This window comes from Qipengyuania sp. CAU 1752 (genome assembly GCF_054482615.1).
Genome location: NZ_JBTLRE010000001.1, coordinates 2495945 through 2513333, shown reverse-complemented (window position 1 = coordinate 2513333; position 17389 = coordinate 2495945). Strand labels below are relative to the sequence as shown.

The following is a 17389-nucleotide window of genomic DNA, read 5'->3' as shown; positions in this document are numbered from 1 at the left end:
ATGGAAACACGGGCAAATCATCTCTGGGTCGGCGCGGTGACGCTGGCGCTGCTGGCGGCCCTTGCGGTCTTCATCATCTGGCTGGCCCGTTTCGGCGAGGGATCGCAGAAGGAATACGACATCTTCTTCAAGCAGTCGGTCGAAGGACTGGCCAAGGGAAGCCAGGTCTCCTTCGCCGGCGTTCCAGTGGGCCAGGTCAACAACATTGTCCTGTGGAAGACCGATCCTGAATTCGTCCGCGTGCGCATCCGCGTGGCTGAGGACGTGCCGGTTCTGGTAGGGACGACGGCTACCGTGCAAAGCTCCTTCACCGGCGTCTCGACCATCCTGCTCGACGGTGCGCGCAAGGGCCGGCCACCAATCACCTGCGAGACCACGACCTGCGTCGAAGGCGTTCCGGTAATCCCGCCCAAGGCCGGCGGCTTCGGCGAAATCCTCGCGAACGCGCCGCTGCTGCTTGAGCGGCTGGCAACATTGACTGAACGGCTGACCGAGGTGCTTTCGGACGACAACCAGGCCTCGCTCGCAGGCATCCTGCGCAATACAAATGCGATGTCGCAGGACCTGGCCCGCGCTACGCCGATGATCGAAGGCGCGATGGGCGAGTTGCAATTGACCCTGCGCGAAGCGGGGCAGGCTCTCGAAGCGTTCGAGCAGGTCACCCGCTCCACTGACAAGGTTATCAACCAAGAGGGCGAGGCACTGGCGACCGAGTTGCGCAAGACGCTCGCATCGGCAGGCACGGCGCTGAATTCGCTGTCGGCCACGCTCGACGAGGCCCAACCCGCTGCCCGTCAGATCAATCAGCAGACCTTGCCGGCAGCCAATGCCACACTGCAGGATTTGCGCGAAACCAGCCGCGCCTTGCGCGCCGTGACCGAACGGCTGGAGAATGAAGGGGCGGCCGGACTGGTCGGCTCGCCCAAGGTGCCGGAGTACAAAGAATGACCCATGCCCTGGCCCCGCGCCTGTTGAAGACCTTTCTGCCAGTCGCCGCGCTGGCGATGCTCGCGGGCTGCGTCAGCCTCGGCAATGAACCGCCGCCGACGCTGTTGACGCTGACCGCTACGGCCGCTCCTGCAGAGGGCAATGCCACCATCGGTACCGAGCGGACCGCACTGACCGTGCTTGAGCCAAGCGCTCCGCAGCGGTTGGCGATTACCCGGGTGCCGGTGCAGATCGACGATTCCAATATCGCTTATCTCAAGGACGCAGTGTGGGTTGAAAAGCCGACCAGGCTGTTCCGCAGACTGTTGTCGGAAACCGTGCGCGCACGCACAGGGCGGGTGGTGATCGACGGTTTCGATGCCACCATCGCGACCGAGGACCAGTTGCGCGGCAGCCTGGTCGAATTCGGCTACGATGCGCGCAGCAGCTCGGTCGTGGTGGTGTTCGACGCTATGCGCGATGCCGAAGGCAACCGGATAGTCAGCCGTCGTTTCCGCAGCACGATCCCCGGTATCGCAGCCGAAGCAGGCCCGGTCGGCGATGCCCTCAACCGTGCCGCCAACGATGTGGCTGGGCAGGTGGCGGAGTGGATCGCGCAATAGGCGCGAGCCCGCAATTTCGTAACAGGATCAGCCGCGCGCAGCCTTGGCAAAGACGAGGGCGCGTCTGAATTCCGCATGCCGCTTTGCACGGCGCGCAGCAGCCTCGGTATCCTCGCCCCAGAGCTCTACCTGCCAATCCTCCTCCAAGTTGGCGGCATCCCACAACGTGTCATCCGCGCTTTCGCTCACCAGCGCTTCGAGCCCGATGATAAGCGACGCCGAGAGCGAGGTAAGCGCGAACAACGCGGCCTGCGCCATCGGCTCGAGCGCAGCGACACGGGTCCGCATGGTGGCCAGGGTCGATTCGGGCTGTGCACGGTGGACGATGCCACTGGCCCGCTCGATCGACAGGTTCTCGCGCGCTTCGAACCGGGCGACGATCGGCTCCCAGATTTCCCACTGTCGCTTGTAGAGCGGCTCATCGGGATCGGCGCGATAGCAAAGCGTGTCGGTTTCGAGGAACACGAGCAGTTTGGCGACGATGTCTTCCTCGCCGGTGGCGATCATGTCGATAGCGTAATCGGCCATGTCGCGATGGGGGAATGTCGCCGGGTCGATCTTCTCGCCCTGGCATTCCCATTCCGACGCCAGCAGTTCGGCCAGCGCCCGTTGCGAAACGATCTGCGCGCGCCGACCTTGCGTCCTAACGCCGCGGCCATCCAGCATGACCTGCCAACCGCCATCCACCGGCTCGACCGATACCGCCTTCCAGAACCGTTTCATTTGTCGGGCGAGCGCCATTTGCGAGCCACCATGTTCGGCAGCACGAAGAATTCGACCGCGCCGAGAACCAGCAGGACATAGCCGAGCACAGGCATGTCGACGAACCGGCCCGAGATGATGACCGCCCCGATCATGGCCATGACCGCGCCGCCCAGCCGCAATGCCTGGAGCATGAAGAATCGCTGGCGGGCGAGGGCGTCGCGATCATCCATCGAGCAAGTCTCCCAGATGCGTCGGCGTCTCGGCCACTGCCTCGGCTCCGATAGCGAGCAAATTGGCGGGCGCGTGATACCCCCAGGCCACGCCGATTGCGCGGGTGCCGGCGGCAAGGCCCATTTCGATATCGTAAGTGGTGTCGCCGATCATCACTGTGGTTGCCGGCTCGGCGAGGGCCTCTTCCATCGCGAGGTGCAGCATCGCCGGATCGGGCTTGGAAGGGTGATGGTCGGCGCCCTGCAGGCTGACGAAGCGGTCGAGCAGGCCATGGTTGCCGAGAACATGGTTGAGGCCGCGATTGGACTTGCCCGTAGCGACCGCCAGCGACCAGCCGTTACCGGACAGCCGATCGAGCAGGGGCAGGATGCCGTCGAACAGCGGTTCGTGCACCTCGCCGCGCTCGCGCGCCTCGATGAAGCTTTGCTTGTATGCGTCGACGGCATGGGCGACCTGGCTGTCACTGGCAGCAGGGGCGAGATGACGGATCGCCGCCGGCAGGCTGAGGCCGACGATGTGGCGGATGGACTGGCGGTCAGGCGCTTCCAGGTCGACCGAAGCGAAGGCCGCCTCCATCGCGTTGCATACGGGGGCCTGGCCATCGACCAGAGTTCCGTCACAGTCGAACACCGCCAGCCTTTCGGCCATCAGCTCCTGCCCTTGGGTTTGCCCGGTGCCTTGCCGGCAGGCTTGCCCTTGCCCTTTTTCTGGCCGGGTTTGACCGAGGCGCCGCCCGACTTCTTGCCCAGCTTGCGCTGCGGTTCGCCGCCGCGCGTCTTGCGCTCGCCGCGGCGGGACTTGCGATATTCCTTGGCATGACGGCGTGCCGCCTGCTTCTTTGCCGCCGGGGTGCGCTCGTTGATATCCTCGCGCAGCGGTTTGGCATCGCTGAGCGACATGTCGAAGCCAAGCTGCTCCATCGAGGCGGCGAAGTGTTCGGGTAATTCGGCGGTAACATCGAGCTTGCCGCCACCGGGCTGGGCAATGATCAACCGGCGGGCATGCAGGTGCATCTTGCGGCTGACGCTGCCGGTCAGGAAGGCATCCTGACCGCCGTATTTGCCGTCGCCGACGATCGGATGCCCCATCGCGGCCATGTGCACGCGCAACTGGTGGGTGCGCCCCGTCATCGGCTCGAGTTCGACCCAGCAGGCCCGGTTGCCGGCGCGTTCAACCACGCGGTAGCGGGTCTTGGCCGGCTGGCCTGCTTCCTTGTCGACATGCATCTTCTCGCCGCCGGTGCCGGGCTGCTTGGCCAGCGGAGCGTCGATCTCGCCTTCATGCACGTCAGGCACGCCGACCAGCAGCGCCCAGTAAACCTTCTTGGCCGAACGTCCGGCAAAGCGTTTCGAATAGGCGGCGGCGCTGCCGGGCGTGCGGGCGATCAGCAGCACACCGCTGGTATCCTTGTCGAGCCGATGAACAAGGCGCGGGCGCGGGGTGTCGGGATTTTCGCCGTCGATAAAGGCATCGAGCAGCCCGTCGACATGCTTGGTGGTCTTGGTGCCACCTTGCGTGGCGAGGCCGGGAGGCTTGTTGAGCACGATCGCGCTCTTGGTCTCCATGATGACCATGGCCTGCGCTTCTTCGATCTGTTCGGGCGACAAGGAGCGGGCCTCGCGCGGGGCGCGGGCAGCATCTTCGCCGCCGGGCGGGATGCGCAGGACCTGGCCTGGCTCCAGGCGCGCGTCAGGGCGAGCGCGCTTGCCGTCGACGCGCAATTGCCCGGTGCGGGCCCAGCGCGAGATCGTGCCAAAGCCGATCTGCGGCAAATTTCGCTTGAACCAGCGGTCGAGGCGGATGCCCTCGTCGTCTTCACCAACGGTGAACTGACGGACCGTATCGGGATTGCCGCGCTCGCTCATCCGACCAGCCGCATGAAGGTGAGGCCGAAAACCAGCGCACTGATCGCCAGCGAGACCGACAAGACAACATAGAGTGCGGCAAAGCCCAGCTGGCCGCGTTCAATCATCACCCAGACTTCAAGGCTGAAGGCACTGAAAGTGGTAAACCCGCCGAGAATGCCGGTGCCGATCAGCAGCCGCCACTGGTCGGTGGTGCCCGGCGCCATCTTGAACAGCCAACCAGCCAGCAGGCCCATCAACAGGCTGCCGGCGGCGTTGACGGCCAGCGTTGCCCATGGAAAGATCTGCATCGCCGGCGCGCCCAGCCAGCCGGTCATCCAGCGACCGACCTGATAGCGCAGCACGGCACCAATCGCTCCGCCAAGGGCAACGTTAAGACTGGCATAGAGGGGGGGCATGGTGCTCACGCGCGCCCCTTAGCCGCTAGTGCCCCTGCTCGCCAAGCGGCAAGTTGCGTGTTGGCCACACTGTGACAGTTCGCGCGGGTTACCTTGGCCTTGCCTTGACCGGCGGATTTGCGTATGTAGAGGGGGTGTGTGGCCGACCGCGCGTGCGGATTCGGCCCTTTCTAATTTGAAATTTGCGGTGAATCCCGCGCAATTTTGCGGGCTCTCCCCATTACGTGAGGTGACGTTCTTTATGCAGATCATGGTTCGCGATAACAATGTCGATCAGGCTCTCCGCGCGCTCAAGAAAAAGCTGCAGCGCGAAGGTGTGTATCGCGAAATGAAGCTGCGTCGCCACTATGAAAAGCCGAGCGAGAAGCGTGCCCGTGAAAAGGCTGCTGCTGTTCGCCGCGCCCGCAAGATGGAGCGCAAGCGGATGGAACGCGACGGCATCAAGTAAGGCCGACAGCGTCGATTCTTTGCCTCGCCCCGCTTGAAGTGGCGGCAGGCATAAGCCAAAGGGCGCGGGAGTTAGTTCTTCCGCGCCCTTCGCATTTCAGCAGCGCGCATTCATTGCAGGACCCGCCATGACCGAAGTTACACGCGTACCCCTCCAGCCGATTGCCAAGGGATCGCTCGCCAAGCTGTGGCTCGGCGTGATCGTCGCGGTATTGATCGGAGCTGGCGTCGCCTGGGCTGCCGTACCGAAGGGCCTCGAATTCGAGACTCTCGTCGAAGGCACCGGCGGATCGCCCAATGACGGTGACATCGCTTTTGTGAAATATATCGGCTCGCTGCCCGATGGTGAGGAATTCCAGCGGGCCGAGGAATCGCCGTTCCCTCCCGGGTTCCTGCCTGATGGCGTCCCGCTCGAAGTGAAGGACAGTAGTGCCGAGGGATCTGGCGTCGTGACCGGCATGTACCAGGCGCTTAAGCAGATGGAAAAGGGCGGTAAGTATCGCGTCCGTATTCCGGCCAAGCTGGCCTATGGCGATACGCCACCCGCTGGCTCCCCGATCCCCGCCGGCAGCGACATCATTTTCGAGATCGAGCTGGTCGATTTCCTCTCGCTCGACGATGCCATGATGCGGGTTCAGGCGCTCGAGCAGGCGATGGCCGCACAGCAGGGCGCTGAAGGCGATGGCAGTACGCCGGGGCAAGGTCCGCAAGCGGCGCCAGTTCCCGTTCCCGTTCCGCAAAACTGACAACAGCAAGCTCGAGAGGCGCAGACGCTTATGTCCGTCGACAAGCAAACCGTTGCCAAGATCGCGTCGCTCGCGCGCATCCGGATGGATGACGCAGAACTCGAACGCATGGCACCCGAACTTTCGCAGATCCTCGATTGGGTCGAGCAATTGGGCGAGGTCGACACCAGCGAAGTCGAACCGATGACCGCGGTCATTCCCAACACCCTGCGCCTGCGCGACGACGTGGTGAATGCCGATGCCAAGACTGCCGGCGACCGGCGCGAGGATGTGTTGGCCAATGCGCCTGCCGCCGAACACGGCTTTTTCGGCGTGCCCAAGGTGATCGAATAATGACCGAATTTACGCAAATGGGAGTCGCGGACATTCGCGACGGTGTCGCCGCGGGCGATTTTACGGCCCGCGAAGTGGCGGAAAGCTTCAACGCGCAGGTCGCTGCGGCAGCGCAGCTCGGCGCATTCATTGTCACCACGCCCGACAGGGCGCTCGAAGCTGCCGATGCGGTCGATGCCGCGCGGGCCAAGGGCGAGACGCTGGGCAAGATGGCCGGTGTGCCAATCGGCATGAAGGATTTGTTCGCCACCAAGGGCGTGCAGACCACGGCCGCCAGCCACATCCTCGAAGGATTCGTGCCGCCCTATGAATCCACCGTCAGCGCCAATCTGTGGGCGGCCGGCGCAGGGATGCTGGGTAAGCTCAACATGGACCAGTTCGCCATGGGCTCGTCGAACGAGACGAGCCATTTCGGACCGGTTAAAAGCCCGTGGCGCAAGGATGGCAGCAATGCCGCGCTGACACCGGGCGGATCGTCGGGCGGCAGTTCGGCTGCGGTTGCGGCACGGCTATGTCCGGCGGCGACCGGCACCGATACCGGCGGCTCGATCCGCCAGCCTGCGGCGATCACCGGCATCACCGGAATCAAGCCCACCTATGGCCGTTGTAGCCGCTGGGGCGTCGTTGCCTTTGCCAGCAGCCTCGACCAGGCCGGTCCGATGGCGCGCAGCGTCAAGGATTGCGCCATCATGCTCGAAGCGATGGCCGGGTTCGATCCCAAGGATGCTACCAGCCTCGACATGGAGGTTCCCGCATGGGAGGCGCATCTCAATGGCGACCTGTCGGGCAAGACCATCGGCATTCCGCGCGAGTACCGCATGGACGGCACCCCGCAGGATATCCTCGACAGCTGGGAGCGCGGCAAGGAATGGCTGCGCGACGCCGGGGCGAAGATCGTCGATATCAGCTTGCCGCACACCAAGTATGCGCTGCCCGCCTACTACATCATCGCTCCCGCAGAAGCCTCCTCCAACCTCGCCCGCTATGATGGCGTGCGCTATGGCCTGCGCGATCTTCCCGATGGCTCGGGTCTGCAGGACATGTATGCAGCCACCCGTGCAGCCGGCTTTGGTGACGAGGTCAAACGCCGCATCCTGATTGGCACCTATGTGCTGAGCGCAGGCTTCTACGACGCCTATTACAACCAGGCACAGAAAATCCGCACGCTGGTCGCGCGCGATTTCGAACAGGCGTGGAGCCAGTGTGACCTGATCCTGGCGCCAACCACCCCGAACTCCGCGTTCGCACTGGGCGAAATGCAGGCCGATCCGCTGGCGATGTATCTCAATGATGTGTTTGCAGTGCCGGCATCGCTGGCAGGGCTGCCAGCGATGAGCGTGCCCGGCGGGCTCAATTCCGACGGATTGCCGCTTGGCCTGCAACTGATCGGCAAGCCGTTCGACGAGCAGGGTGTGCTCGATGCCGGACTTGCGATCGAGCAGCGCAACGGGTTCGATGCCCAGCCGGAACAATGGTGGGCCTGACCGACCGCGCGGCCATGCCTCTCGACGCAGCTGGCGCTGGCGCATGGCGAGCATAAATCTCGTTCGACACGTGATGGGCGCAGTTGCTCGACCAGAACGGCAGGCGGCCGCTATCCAGCTTGTCGGGGCCGGCTTTTCCGTCCTCACCATCCTGATCCTGGCACGCGGTTTCGGCGCCACCATGGCCGGCCACTACGCGGTTGTGAGCCACACGGTTCTGTTCGCCTCGACCCTCGCTTTGTTCGGCTCCGACCAGATGGTGGCGCGGGCGATTTCCGCGGAATTGGCGGTCGATCAGCCGAATAGCGCCTACGCAGCGCTGCGTCACTACGGTCAGTGGATCGCGGGCGGCATGGTGATGGTTGGCGCAATCCTGCTGCTGGTGTCGGATCACTTCGGACAGTTCGGCTTTCCGGCTCTGCCCCTCTGGTACCTGCCCGCAACCGTGCTGGTCTTCACACTGTTGAGGTTTGCCAGCGCCGCATTGCGGGGTGCGCTCTCGTTGCGCATGTCGCAGGCGACCCTCGCCTTGCAGCGCGTTGCGCTCGTCTTCGCGCTGCTCGGGTTCGTGTTTTTCGACGATATCACGAGCTTTGCTCCTGTCGGCACCGCTTATCTGGCGTCAATCATCTTCGCCACCTTGGTCGCCTGCATCCTGCTGGCGCGGTTGATCGGGAGCTGGGCTGGCCAGGCAAGAGCACGTTTCGTTTCTCGTGCGCCCGATGCCTATTCCATTGGATTGTCGGGGATCCTCATCAGTGCCACAGGATGGGCCGAAGTCGCCGTGCTCGGCTACTGGATGGATGCTGCTTCGATGGGCATCTTTCGCGTCTGCGTCCAGATCGCGCTCCCGCTGAACCTGGTCTACCTGGCCTATGTGATATCGGTCGGGCCGGGGTATGCGCAGCTCCTGGCGCGGGGAGAATACGCTGCGGCCTGGCATCGTCATCGCGCCGATCGCCGCCTGCTTCTGGCTTTCGGCATGCCGGTGTGCGTGCTGCTGATCGTTTTTGCCGAGCCGCTGCTGGGCTTGCTCGGGGACGAATTCCGGCCAGGACGATGGCCCCTGATTATCCTCGCCGCCACAGCGTTGTTCAACATGGCCACTGCCACCGCGAGCACGATGCTCAACATGGCACACCGCGAGGATGTGTTCCGCCGCCTCACCATCGCCAGCGTGGTCGTGTCGGCCTTGTGTATCGCTTTCCTGATCCCGCGTTTCGGGATGCTGGGGGCGGCAATCTCGGTTGCCTTGGGCGTGGCGATCCGCGAAGGAGGGGCCTATATCGCCGCTCGGCGTATTTTACCTCGGCAGGACGAGCAGAAGAGAGATTATTGACGTGAGCTACCGCATCCAAGGCGCAACCGGTGAATGGGAGGTCGTGATCGGCCTCGAAGTCCACGCCCAGGTCACCAGCAATGCCAAGCTGTTTTCCGGGGCCTCGACAGCCTTCGGGTCAGAGCCAAACAGCAATGTCAGCCTGGTCGATGCCGCCATGCCTGGCATGCTGCCCGTGCCCAACCGTGAATGCATCCGGCAGGCTGTGCGCACCGGGATGGCGATCGAGGCCGAGATCAACAGATGGAGCCGGTTCGATCGCAAGAACTACTTCTACGCCGATCTTCCGCAAGGCTATCAGATCAGCCAGCTTTACCACCCGCTGGTGGGTGAGGGACAGTTGCTGATCGAAGCCGACGAGAAAGCCGGGATTCCTGAAGACAAGGTGATCGGCATCGAGCGCATCCACGTCGAGCAGGACGCCGGCAAGCTGATGCACGATCAGCATCCGACCATGAGTTATGTCGATCTCAACCGCTGCGGCGTGGCGCTGATGGAAATCGTCAGCCGGCCCGACATGAGCTCGCCGGCCGAAGCCGGGGCCTATGTCCGCAAGCTGCGCTCGATCCTGCGTTATGTCGGAAGCTGTGACGGCAACATGGAAGAAGGTTCGATGCGGGCCGACGTCAATGTTTCGGTGCGCCGCGTCGGCGACGAGCTGGGGACGCGGACCGAAACCAAGAACGTCAACTCGGTGCGCTTCGTGATGCAGGTGATCGAATTCGAGGCCAATCGCCAGGTCGATCTGATCGAAAGCGGTGGCAAGGTCGAGCAGGAGACACGCCTGTTCGATCCCGGTACCGGCACCACCCGGACCATGCGCAGCAAGGAAGACGCGCATGATTACCGCTACTTCCCCGACCCGGACCTTCTACCGCTCGAACTGGAAGACGCATTTCTCGAGGAGTGCCGCGCCAGCCTGCCCGAACTGCCCGATGCCAAGCGCCAGCGGTATGAAAACGAGCTCGGTCTGACGCCCTACAACGCGCGCGAACTGACGGCCGAGGTGGAAACCTTCGCCCGGTTCGAGACGCTGCTGGGCGCGACTGCGGCAGCCATCGGCAAGGACGACAAGACGGTCGCCACCCAGGTCGCCAACTGGGCGCTCTCGGTCGCGCCGGGGGTGATGAAGTCGCTTGGCGACGAGGGCGACCCGGCCCATGCGACGGCTGAAGCGCAGGCGAAAATCCTCAAGATGCAGGCCGATGGCGAGATCAGCGGCGGCCAGGCAAAAGAGATTTTCGAGATTGTCCTCAAGACTGGTCGCGACCCCGCGGAAATCGCCGAGGCCGAGGGGCTGAAGCAAGTCAGCGATACCGGCGCGATCGAAGCGGCCATCGATGATATTCTCGCCGCCAATGCCGACAAGGTCGAGCAATACCGTGGCGGCAAGGACAAGTTGTTCGGCTTCTTCGTCGGTCAGACGATGAAGGCCATGCAGGGCAAGGCAAACCCCGCAGTGGTCAACCAGTTGCTCAAGCAAAAACTGGGCTAACGGAAGAACCTACCAGAATAATCAATGACTTATCTGGCTGAGCCGGCTTGCCGAGTTTGCGACTCGGCGATAGTCCTTGTGAGTTTGTCAGGGTAAACGGAGGGACGTTCCCATGCCGGAATTACGACATCTGGCCGATACCAGCATCGATCACTTGCGATTGGTGCTGGACGTCGGGGAGATCGGGGTCTGGGAACTCGATCTGCGCAGCGGGCAGGCCTGGCGGAGCCGGCGCCACGACGAGATTTTCGGCTATGACGAGATGTTGCCCGAATGGACTTACGAGCAGTTCCTCGAGCATGTTGTTGAGGAGGATCGAGCCGAAGTCGACGCGTTGCAAAGCAAGGCGATCGCCAATGGCGAAGAATGGATTTTCGAGTGCCGGATCGAGCGCGCTGATGGCCAGCAACGCTGGATAAGTGTGGCCGGGGCACCCTTGCGCGATGAGGATGGCACGATCATCAAGTTGATCGGACGAGTGGTCGACATCACCGACAACCGGATGCGGGAAGACCGGCTCAAGATCCTGACCCAGGAATTGAACCACCGGGTTCGCAACATGCTGGCGATCATGCGCGCGATGATCAGCCTGTCGTCGAGGAAAGCAAAGGACGTGTCCAGCTTTGCAAAGGCGCTGGAGGGCCGTGTCGCCGCCTTGGCGCGAACGCATGACCTGTTTCGACTGGATGAAACACGGCAATGCACCGCGACCGAAATTGTCGGCAAGGAAGTAAAAGCCTTTCCTGAATTCAACGACCGCATGGACGTGATAGCCAATGTTCATGCCCCGCTGGGCGCATCCGAATGTCAGGCTTTCTCGTTAGTGATCCACGAATTGATGACCAACGCCATCAAATACGGCGCCTTCTCGCACCGCGATGGGCGGGTTAAATTGACGATTGATCCCGGCAACGAAGGTGGCTTGCGGATATGTTGGCGCGAGCACGGCGGACCACCGACGAACAAGCCCGATCAGGTCGGTTTCGGTACCCGAATGATGAAAAGCGTACTTGGCAGCGCGGGCAGAGTCGAATTTGATTATGCCCGCACCGGTCTCGTCTGCATGATCGAGATAGACAAACTCGCCTGAACCTTTGGGGCTGAGCGCCGCCAGTTGCTGTATGGTCAGGATACGAAAAAGGCCGCCGGATTTCTCCGACGGCCCTCTCCTTGGTGTCTGTTATGGAGCCGGATCAGCCCTGGCGTTCGCCGGTAATCGGCATTGCGCCGAAAGCGCCGGCATTGACGTTGCCAGTCAGCTGGTCGCCATTGACGGTGGCTTCGCATTCAAGCTTCATCGGCATCGGGACCGTCATGTTCATGTCCCAGGTCAGCTTGTCGCCGTCGATCTTGCCGTTCTCGACATCCATCGAGCCCATGCCGCCAGCCATGCTGCCGGTGAATGTGTTGCCATCATCGCCCGGAACGACGGTGAAGGTGCCCTTCTGGTCGCCCATCGGGCTCTTGACGACGGTATCGTAGGTTCCTGCTACGGACATAATATTCTCTCCTTTGTATCGGGTCGCGTGAATTTTACGCGACGCTCTTCGCTGTTACTTACACGAATGTCAATTGGCGGTCGGCAGTTCCACCTGCTCGATTGGCAGACCGATCTTTTCCAGCTGCGGGCGGACCTTCGAGGCATCGCCAACCACTACCCAGGTGAAGCGGTCGATGTCGATCGCCCCCCGGGCGGCGGCATCGAGGCTCTCGCGGGTCTGGCCGCGATAGGTCTCGGCCAAGCTCTCGTAATAGTCCATCGGGCGACCATAAAGCACGTTGTTCTGCATCGCATTCAACACCGCCCCCGAAGTCTCGAACTGGCCCGGCAGCTCGAACACCTCGTTGTTGACGATCCGCACCAGCTCTTCTTCGGACACGCCGTTGGAGCTGGTGAATTCGCCGATCTCGCGGATCACCTCGGCCAGCGAATCGCCGGTCCGGTCGGCCTGGACCGGGGCCGACACCAGATAAGCGACCGATTCCTCGCGCTGGGCAACGCCGCCGCGTACTCCGTAGCTCCAGCCCTTGGTCTCGCGCAGGTTCATGTTGAGCCGGGCGAGGAAGTTACCGCCTAGCGCATTGTTGGCATTGAGCAGGTCGACGATATTGGCGTCCTGCGCTCGCGCATCGGTCAGCAGCCCGCCATAGATGAAGCTCTGCGGCGAGTTGGGCCGGTTGACCAGCACGATCCGCGCACCTTCGGGAGCATCGACGGTGGTCGAGAAGTCCTTGCGGCCCTTTGGTCTGGCAGGTGCTTTCCATTTGCCGAAGGATTTCTCGAGCGACGGGGTCAGTTCGGCCAGCGACATGTCCGACACAACGAACAGCGCGCCATTGTCAGGCCGGATCCAGCTGTCCTTGAATGTCACCAGATCGGCGCGAGTTATCCCGCTCACTGTTTCCACCGTTCCCTGGCCACTGTCGCCGTAGGGGCTTTCGCTACCGTAGATCAGCGGCGTCAGCGTCATCGCGGCGATACCCTGCGGGGTTCGCATCTGCTGCTTGATACCGGTAATGACCTGTGTCCGTACCCGTTCGAGCTCGGGTTCGGCGAAGGCCGGGTTGCGCACGATATCGGTCAGCAGGTCGAGCGAAGGTGCGAGATTGGCCGACAGCGCCGTCAACGTGAAGGTCGATCGATCAGCCCCGCCACCTGTCGAAATGACTGCGCCCAGCCGCTCGCGTTCCTCGGCGATTTCTTTCGAACTGCGCGACTTCGTTCCCTCGTCAAACAGGCTCATGGCGAGGCTTTCAAGGCCGCGCTTGGCGACCGGATCGGCGGCCGAGCCGGCATTGAAGGAAATGGCCACCCGTGTCACCGGCACGGCATCGCGCTGTGCGTAATAGACCGTCATTCCGTTGGACAACGTGACTTCGCTGACATCGGGGAAATCGAGCTCGGACAGGTCGGCAATCTCGGGCTTGGGCCGTGCTACCGAAACCCTGATCGTGTCATCGGCCTTAGCCGCTTCGGTCTCACCATCGGTCGCAACCGAGGCCGCTTCTTCGTATACTTCCTCGCGTTCACCCGGTTCGAGCACCAGCGTCATCGCCGGACGGGTCATCCATTTCTGCATCGCTGACTGGACTTCGCCCGGGGTCAGCGTGGCCAGGATTTCGAGCTGCTTGGCGTAGAAATCGGGATCACCGACATAGACCTCGCCGCTGGCGAGCGTCACCGCTTTGCCGCCGAAACCGCCAGCCTGTTCGAGCCCGCGAATAGTGCTGGCCACATCCTGTGTCGCGGCCCGTCGGACTTCGTCCTTGGTGGGTCCTTCGGCGATGAACTGATCGATGATCTCATTCATTCGTTTCTCGACCATGGCCGGGTCGGTGCCCGGCTTGGCTGTCGCACTGACATTCAGGACGCCGACCCGCTGGAACGCGAAATTGCCGGCCGAGACGCCGACGGCGATTTTCTCGTCCCGCACCAGCGCGTTGTCGAGCCGGCTGGAGGACAATCCGCCGAGGATTTCGGCCCCCACAGTCAACGCGACGAGATCGCGGCTGGTGAGGCCGGGCGCGGTCCAGTAGCGGGCGATATTGGTGGCCGCGACCTGGTCCTTCATCACCGTGCGGACGTCTTCGGTCAATTCGGGGATTGCCGCGTCAGCCGGGGTGTTGATCGGGCCGCGATTGATGGCACCGAAATACTTTTCGACCAATGGGCGGGCTTCGGCAGGCGAGATATCGCCGGCCAGCACCAAAGTCGCATTATTGGGGCCGTATTTGTCGATAAACCATTGCCGCACATCGTCCATGCTGGCCGAATCGAGATCTTCCATCGATCCGATAACGGTGTGGTCATAGGGATGCGGGGCCGGGAATAGCGTTTCGATGATCTTGTAGAACACCAGGCCGCCGGGCTGGTTGTCACCCTGGCGTTTCTCGTTCTGCACAACTCCGCGCTGGTTCTCCAGTTTGGCTTCCGTCACCGCGCCGAGCAGATAGCCCATGCGGTCGCTTTCCAGCCACAGCGCACGTTCCAGCGCGCCGGTCGGGACGGTCTGAAAGTAATTGGTGCGGTCGAAATTGGTGGTCCCGTTGTAATCGGTCGCGCCCATTTCCTGCAGGTACTGGAAGTAATCGCCCGGCGCATTTTCCGAGCCGTTGAACATCAGGTGCTCGAACAGGTGCGCAAAACCGCTCTTGCCGTCGGGCTCGTCCTTCGACCCGACATTATACCACACGGCGACGCCAACGACGGGAGCCTTGCGGTCTTCATGAACGATCACGGTCAATCCGTTTTCGAGCTGGAACTTTTCGTGCGGAATGCTGACCTCGTCGATCAGCGCGGGCAGCGGCGCAATGGCGGCCTTGGCTGCCTTGGCCTTGCCCTGCATTGCCACTGCCGGGGCTGTCGCAGTCCCGGCGCTGATGCCCGCAGGGGTGATGTCCTTGGCGGCGAGGGGGTTGGCGGCAGCAAAAGCGAGGCTCGCGGCAATCGCTGCGAGGCTGGTCGTATTCAGGCGGGTCATAGTCTCTCCCTGTTTTTCACATTATTGATTTAAGCGGTTTTGTATCGGGTCAGCGGGCGCTGGTCACGGTCTTTCGCGACAGTGCAGCGCGCACCGCATCCTCGTGCCAGAAGTGGACCGGCTTCAGCTTCTTCTCGACAAAAAGGTGCATCTGATCGGTATAATGGGGGCTGTCAGTCCGCGAAGTTGCTGCGCCGAAGGGCTGGATCGAGCGGGAGAAGACCCGTTCGCCCGGATTCCACTCGACCCACTGGATAAAGCTGTCGCCATGGACCAGCCGCAGGCGGCCATCGGGATCGACGTCCCAGGTGGTCGACGCACGCAAGGTGTCGGAGCCGCCGTCGAGCGGTAGGTCGACATCGCCGAGCCGCAGGCGCAGCAGGTCGCTCATCGGCGGATCGAGGCGCCCGAAGTGCTGTTTCAGATGCTTGGCTGCCTTGCTGAGCTTCGCATTTACGCTGGGCAGTTCCTTGTTCTGGTATTCGGCAGACATGAAATCCTTGATCATCAGCAGTGCGAGCGCGTCGGCGCGGCCGATATTGTCGGCGGTGAAATCCCAGGTCAGCAAGAGATCGCGTGCCTCGGCCAGCTCACTGTCATCGGTGCGCAAATCTGCGAGCTCCTCCCACAGGTCGGCAACATAGCCTTTGCGCTCGTAAGCCGTGTCGTACTTGATCCGCGCCAGCGCTGCCCGATCCAGGATCTCGGCCTCGCTCATCAGCTTCCAGGCCCTGCGTGCCCGGTTGGTCGTCTTCATCTCGACCCCGAGATAAGGCGAGACGCTGTCGGGCAAGAGGTCGCTGCCTGGGCCTGCGGCCACGAAGGGGGTGTTGTTGGAATTCATCAGCCAGCCGCTGGCCGGGTTCACATATTTGGGGATGGCGTCATAGCTGACCGTGTCGGTCCAAATCAGGTCGGATCGATCGCCGGGCAGAACGCCTCGCCAATTGTGTCCTTTGGGCCGGTCGGGAATGGCGGCGTTATAGACATAGGCGATATTGCCAGCGGCATCGGCATAGAGGAAATTTGTGCTGGGAATGTCCATTCGCGCCAGGATCGCCTGCCATTCCTCCAGCGTGGTCGCCTTGTTGAGCCGGTAATAGGCATCGAGCTGGTCGATCGAATCGATCCCGCCATATCGGATGGCAAAGGCGCCATTTTCGTTGACGATAACCGGCCCGTGGACGCTGCGATGGATGGTCTGGTTTACCGGCAGCACTACCGGGCCCATTCGCACTGCCAGCGTCACGGTTTCCGTCTCCAGCTCGCGCCATTCGCCATCGAGCCGATAGCGCGTGCCGCTGTCGTCGAGCACCAGTTGATAGATATCGATCATGTCGGGGCGATTGACCGTGTTGGTCCAGCCCAGCGTCTCGTTATGGCCGAGAAAGGGGAAGGGCGAGCCGGGGAAATTGGCCCCGGTGAAATGCCAGCCTTCGCCACTCTCGACCGTCAGTTCATACCACGCCACCCCGCCGCGTAGCGGCTGGTGCGAGTTCGAGATAAGGGTCGTAGGTCCGCCTGATTTCTCAGGCGCGACGACGAATGCGTTGGAGCCTGACAATGCGCCCATCTCGCCCCATGGCAAGGGCATAGCGCGGGCGGAGCGATCGAGAGCTTCTGCGCCACGGGTCGCCGACGAACCGGTTTCAGGCGGGCGCGGAAAGCCCGGGATGTCAGGCCCGAATTCGCGGTGCGGAGGCTTGTTATCCACCAGCTGGCCGATCACGTTCGCCAGCCCGAAGAAGAGCGGCTGGCGCAGCGCGAAACCGGCGGCGACATCTTCGCCATCGACAGGGAAAAGGTTCGCCAGCTTCAGTTCTTCTGGATGTGCAGCGGCATAGTCGTTGAGGCCGGCGGCATAGGCTTCGAACAGCGCCTGCGTATCGGACGGAAGCGAGCCGAAATGCCGCTGCGCTGTGCCGCGCGCATCGAGCAGGTGATACATGTAATCGACCTGCGCCCCTTCGGGCCCGGCGATCGCGCCATATCGGCCCTTGGACATGGCGACCACGTCCTGCAGGGTAAAGAAATCGTCCTCGCTATGCGCGATGGCGACGCCATAGGCGACATCGGCGTCGGTCTCTCCAGTGATGAAGGGTACGCCGTAATCGTCGCGCATGATCTGTGCGGTATAGTTGCGAGCGTCCGCTGGAGCGGCGCTGGCACGGGCAAAAAATGGCTCCCAGGTCATCAGCCCGACCAGGGTGACCAGCGCTATCACCCCAAGCGCGCCGGCGATGCGCACGAGCCACTTTTTCATCTGCAATTATCTCCCGTTGCACGCATGACTAGCGAGCCGGGTGGCGCGGGTG

At 62.6% G+C, this 17389-nt stretch carries 17 protein-coding genes; 9 read left to right on the top strand and 8 right to left on the bottom strand.

Features of this window, described 5'->3' with window-relative positions; all coding sequences use genetic code 11:
• Together ACXYL9_RS12305 and ACXYL9_RS12300 are read left to right on the top strand one after the other, a co-directional pair.
• Positions 1-948, top strand: a complete 948-nt coding sequence (locus ACXYL9_RS12305) for an MlaD family protein (protein ID WP_459039780.1) — start codon at positions 1-3, stop codon at positions 946-948.
• Positions 945-1550 (top strand): ABC-type transport auxiliary lipoprotein family protein, encoded by a 606-nt coding sequence (locus ACXYL9_RS12300; protein ID WP_459039779.1) that lies wholly within the window; start codon positions 945-947, stop codon positions 1548-1550. The genes ACXYL9_RS12305 and ACXYL9_RS12300 overlap by 4 nt, the downstream gene beginning before the upstream one ends.
• 27 nt (positions 1551-1577) lie before the next feature.
• Here ACXYL9_RS12300 and ACXYL9_RS12295 read toward each other — a convergent pair whose 3' ends face one another.
• From ACXYL9_RS12295 to crcB, 5 genes are read right to left on the bottom strand one after another with little or no spacing between them, the layout of a single operon-like run.
• Positions 1578-2273: an ATP12 family chaperone protein gene (locus ACXYL9_RS12295; protein ID WP_459039778.1), complete on the bottom strand. Its 696-nt coding sequence runs from the start codon at positions 2271-2273 to the stop codon at positions 1578-1580.
• On the bottom strand, positions 2270-2485 hold the full coding sequence (locus tag ACXYL9_RS12290; protein ID WP_459039777.1) for a hypothetical protein: 216 nt from the start codon (positions 2483-2485) through the stop codon (positions 2270-2272). The genes ACXYL9_RS12295 and ACXYL9_RS12290 overlap by 4 nt, the downstream gene beginning before the upstream one ends.
• On the bottom strand, positions 2478-3134 hold the full coding sequence (locus tag ACXYL9_RS12285; protein ID WP_459039776.1) for an HAD-IA family hydrolase: 657 nt from the start codon (positions 3132-3134) through the stop codon (positions 2478-2480). The genes ACXYL9_RS12290 and ACXYL9_RS12285 overlap by 8 nt, the downstream gene beginning before the upstream one ends.
• Complete coding sequence (locus ACXYL9_RS12280; protein WP_459039775.1) at positions 3134-4351, bottom strand: RluA family pseudouridine synthase; 1218 nt, start codon at positions 4349-4351, stop codon at positions 3134-3136. Before ACXYL9_RS12280 ends, ACXYL9_RS12285 begins: the two co-directional genes overlap by 1 nt.
• The gene (gene crcB, locus ACXYL9_RS12275; RefSeq protein WP_459039774.1) at positions 4348-4758 is read right to left on the bottom strand and encodes a fluoride efflux transporter CrcB; all 411 of its coding nucleotides are present in this window, start codon (positions 4756-4758) and stop codon (positions 4348-4350) included. The genes ACXYL9_RS12280 and crcB overlap by 4 nt, the downstream gene beginning before the upstream one ends.
• Positions 4759-4990: 232 nt before the next feature.
• On the opposite strand from crcB, the gene rpsU reads away from it, so the two are divergent.
• The 7 genes from rpsU (at position 4991) to ACXYL9_RS12240 (ending at position 11683) form a co-directional block, all read left to right on the top strand.
• Positions 4991-5197, top strand: coding sequence for a 30S ribosomal protein S21 (rpsU, locus tag ACXYL9_RS12270; RefSeq protein WP_011413239.1), 207 nt, complete (start codon positions 4991-4993; stop codon positions 5195-5197).
• A 127-nt stretch (positions 5198-5324) separates the two neighbouring features.
• Positions 5325-5942 carry an FKBP-type peptidyl-prolyl cis-trans isomerase gene (locus tag ACXYL9_RS12265; RefSeq protein ID WP_459039773.1) on the top strand — a complete coding sequence of 206 codons (618 nt, stop codon included), beginning with the start codon at positions 5325-5327 and terminating at the stop codon, positions 5940-5942.
• A 30-nt stretch (positions 5943-5972) separates the two neighbouring features.
• Entirely contained in the window at positions 5973-6275 is a 303-nt protein-coding gene (gene gatC, locus ACXYL9_RS12260) for an Asp-tRNA(Asn)/Glu-tRNA(Gln) amidotransferase subunit GatC (protein WP_459039772.1), read from the top strand.
• On the top strand, positions 6275-7759 hold the full coding sequence (gene gatA / locus ACXYL9_RS12255) for an Asp-tRNA(Asn)/Glu-tRNA(Gln) amidotransferase subunit GatA (RefSeq protein ID WP_459039771.1): 1485 nt from the start codon (positions 6275-6277) through the stop codon (positions 7757-7759). Before gatC ends, gatA begins: the two co-directional genes overlap by 1 nt.
• A gap of 73 nt (positions 7760-7832) precedes the next feature.
• Positions 7833-9098 carry a lipopolysaccharide biosynthesis protein gene (locus ACXYL9_RS12250; protein ID WP_459039770.1) on the top strand — a complete coding sequence of 422 codons (1266 nt, stop codon included), beginning with the start codon at positions 7833-7835 and terminating at the stop codon, positions 9096-9098.
• Positions 9091-10593 (top strand): Asp-tRNA(Asn)/Glu-tRNA(Gln) amidotransferase subunit GatB, encoded by a 1503-nt coding sequence (gene gatB, locus ACXYL9_RS12245; RefSeq protein ID WP_459039902.1) that lies wholly within the window; start codon positions 9091-9093, stop codon positions 10591-10593. Before ACXYL9_RS12250 ends, gatB begins: the two co-directional genes overlap by 8 nt.
• A gap of 112 nt (positions 10594-10705) precedes the next feature.
• Complete coding sequence (locus ACXYL9_RS12240) at positions 10706-11683, top strand: HWE histidine kinase domain-containing protein (RefSeq protein WP_459039769.1); 978 nt, start codon at positions 10706-10708, stop codon at positions 11681-11683.
• A gap of 103 nt (positions 11684-11786) precedes the next feature.
• Here the strand turns inward: ACXYL9_RS12240 and ACXYL9_RS12235 are convergent, their stop codons facing one another.
• From ACXYL9_RS12235 to ACXYL9_RS12225, 3 genes are all read right to left on the bottom strand, one after another.
• Complete coding sequence (locus ACXYL9_RS12235) at positions 11787-12092, bottom strand: hypothetical protein (protein WP_459039768.1); 306 nt, start codon at positions 12090-12092, stop codon at positions 11787-11789.
• A gap of 69 nt (positions 12093-12161) precedes the next feature.
• On the bottom strand, positions 12162-15074 hold the full coding sequence (locus ACXYL9_RS12230; protein WP_459039767.1) for a M16 family metallopeptidase: 2913 nt from the start codon (positions 15072-15074) through the stop codon (positions 12162-12164).
• 49 nt (positions 15075-15123) lie between these two features.
• Positions 15124-17337 carry an acylase gene (locus ACXYL9_RS12225; protein ID WP_459039766.1) on the bottom strand — a complete coding sequence of 738 codons (2214 nt, stop codon included), beginning with the start codon at positions 17335-17337 and terminating at the stop codon, positions 15124-15126.
• Between the last annotated feature and the right edge of the window lie 52 nt (positions 17338-17389).

Bases quoted from the DNA above. Each gene is read 5' to 3' on its own strand.
- ACXYL9_RS12265 (WP_459039773.1), top strand. From the start codon at position 5,325: ATGACCGAAGTTACACGCGTACCCCTCCAGCCGATTGCCAAGGGATCG.
- ACXYL9_RS12295 (WP_459039778.1), bottom strand. From the start codon at position 2,273: ATGAAACGGTTCTGGAAGGCGGTATCGGTCGAGCCGGTGGATGGCGGT.
- ACXYL9_RS12230 (WP_459039767.1), bottom strand. From the start codon at position 15,074: ATGACCCGCCTGAATACGACCAGCCTCGCAGCGATTGCCGCGAGCCTC.
- ACXYL9_RS12250 (WP_459039770.1), top strand. From the start codon at position 7,833: ATGGGCGCAGTTGCTCGACCAGAACGGCAGGCGGCCGCTATCCAGCTT.
- ACXYL9_RS12290 (WP_459039777.1), bottom strand. From the start codon at position 2,485: ATGGATGATCGCGACGCCCTCGCCCGCCAGCGATTCTTCATGCTCCAG.
- gatC (WP_459039772.1), top strand. From the start codon at position 5,973: ATGTCCGTCGACAAGCAAACCGTTGCCAAGATCGCGTCGCTCGCGCGC.
- ACXYL9_RS12240 (WP_459039769.1), top strand. From the start codon at position 10,706: ATGCCGGAATTACGACATCTGGCCGATACCAGCATCGATCACTTGCGA.
- ACXYL9_RS12225 (WP_459039766.1), bottom strand. From the start codon at position 17,337: ATGAAAAAGTGGCTCGTGCGCATCGCCGGCGCGCTTGGGGTGATAGCG.
- ACXYL9_RS12285 (WP_459039776.1), bottom strand. From the start codon at position 3,134: ATGGCCGAAAGGCTGGCGGTGTTCGACTGTGACGGAACTCTGGTCGAT.
- ACXYL9_RS12280 (WP_459039775.1), bottom strand. From the start codon at position 4,351: ATGAGCGAGCGCGGCAATCCCGATACGGTCCGTCAGTTCACCGTTGGT.
- ACXYL9_RS12305 (WP_459039780.1), top strand. From the start codon at position 1: ATGGAAACACGGGCAAATCATCTCTGGGTCGGCGCGGTGACGCTGGCG.
- ACXYL9_RS12235 (WP_459039768.1), bottom strand. From the start codon at position 12,092: ATGTCCGTAGCAGGAACCTACGATACCGTCGTCAAGAGCCCGATGGGC.
- gatA (WP_459039771.1), top strand. From the start codon at position 6,275: ATGACCGAATTTACGCAAATGGGAGTCGCGGACATTCGCGACGGTGTC.
- rpsU (WP_011413239.1), top strand. From the start codon at position 4,991: ATGCAGATCATGGTTCGCGATAACAATGTCGATCAGGCTCTCCGCGCG.
- ACXYL9_RS12300 (WP_459039779.1), top strand. From the start codon at position 945: ATGACCCATGCCCTGGCCCCGCGCCTGTTGAAGACCTTTCTGCCAGTC.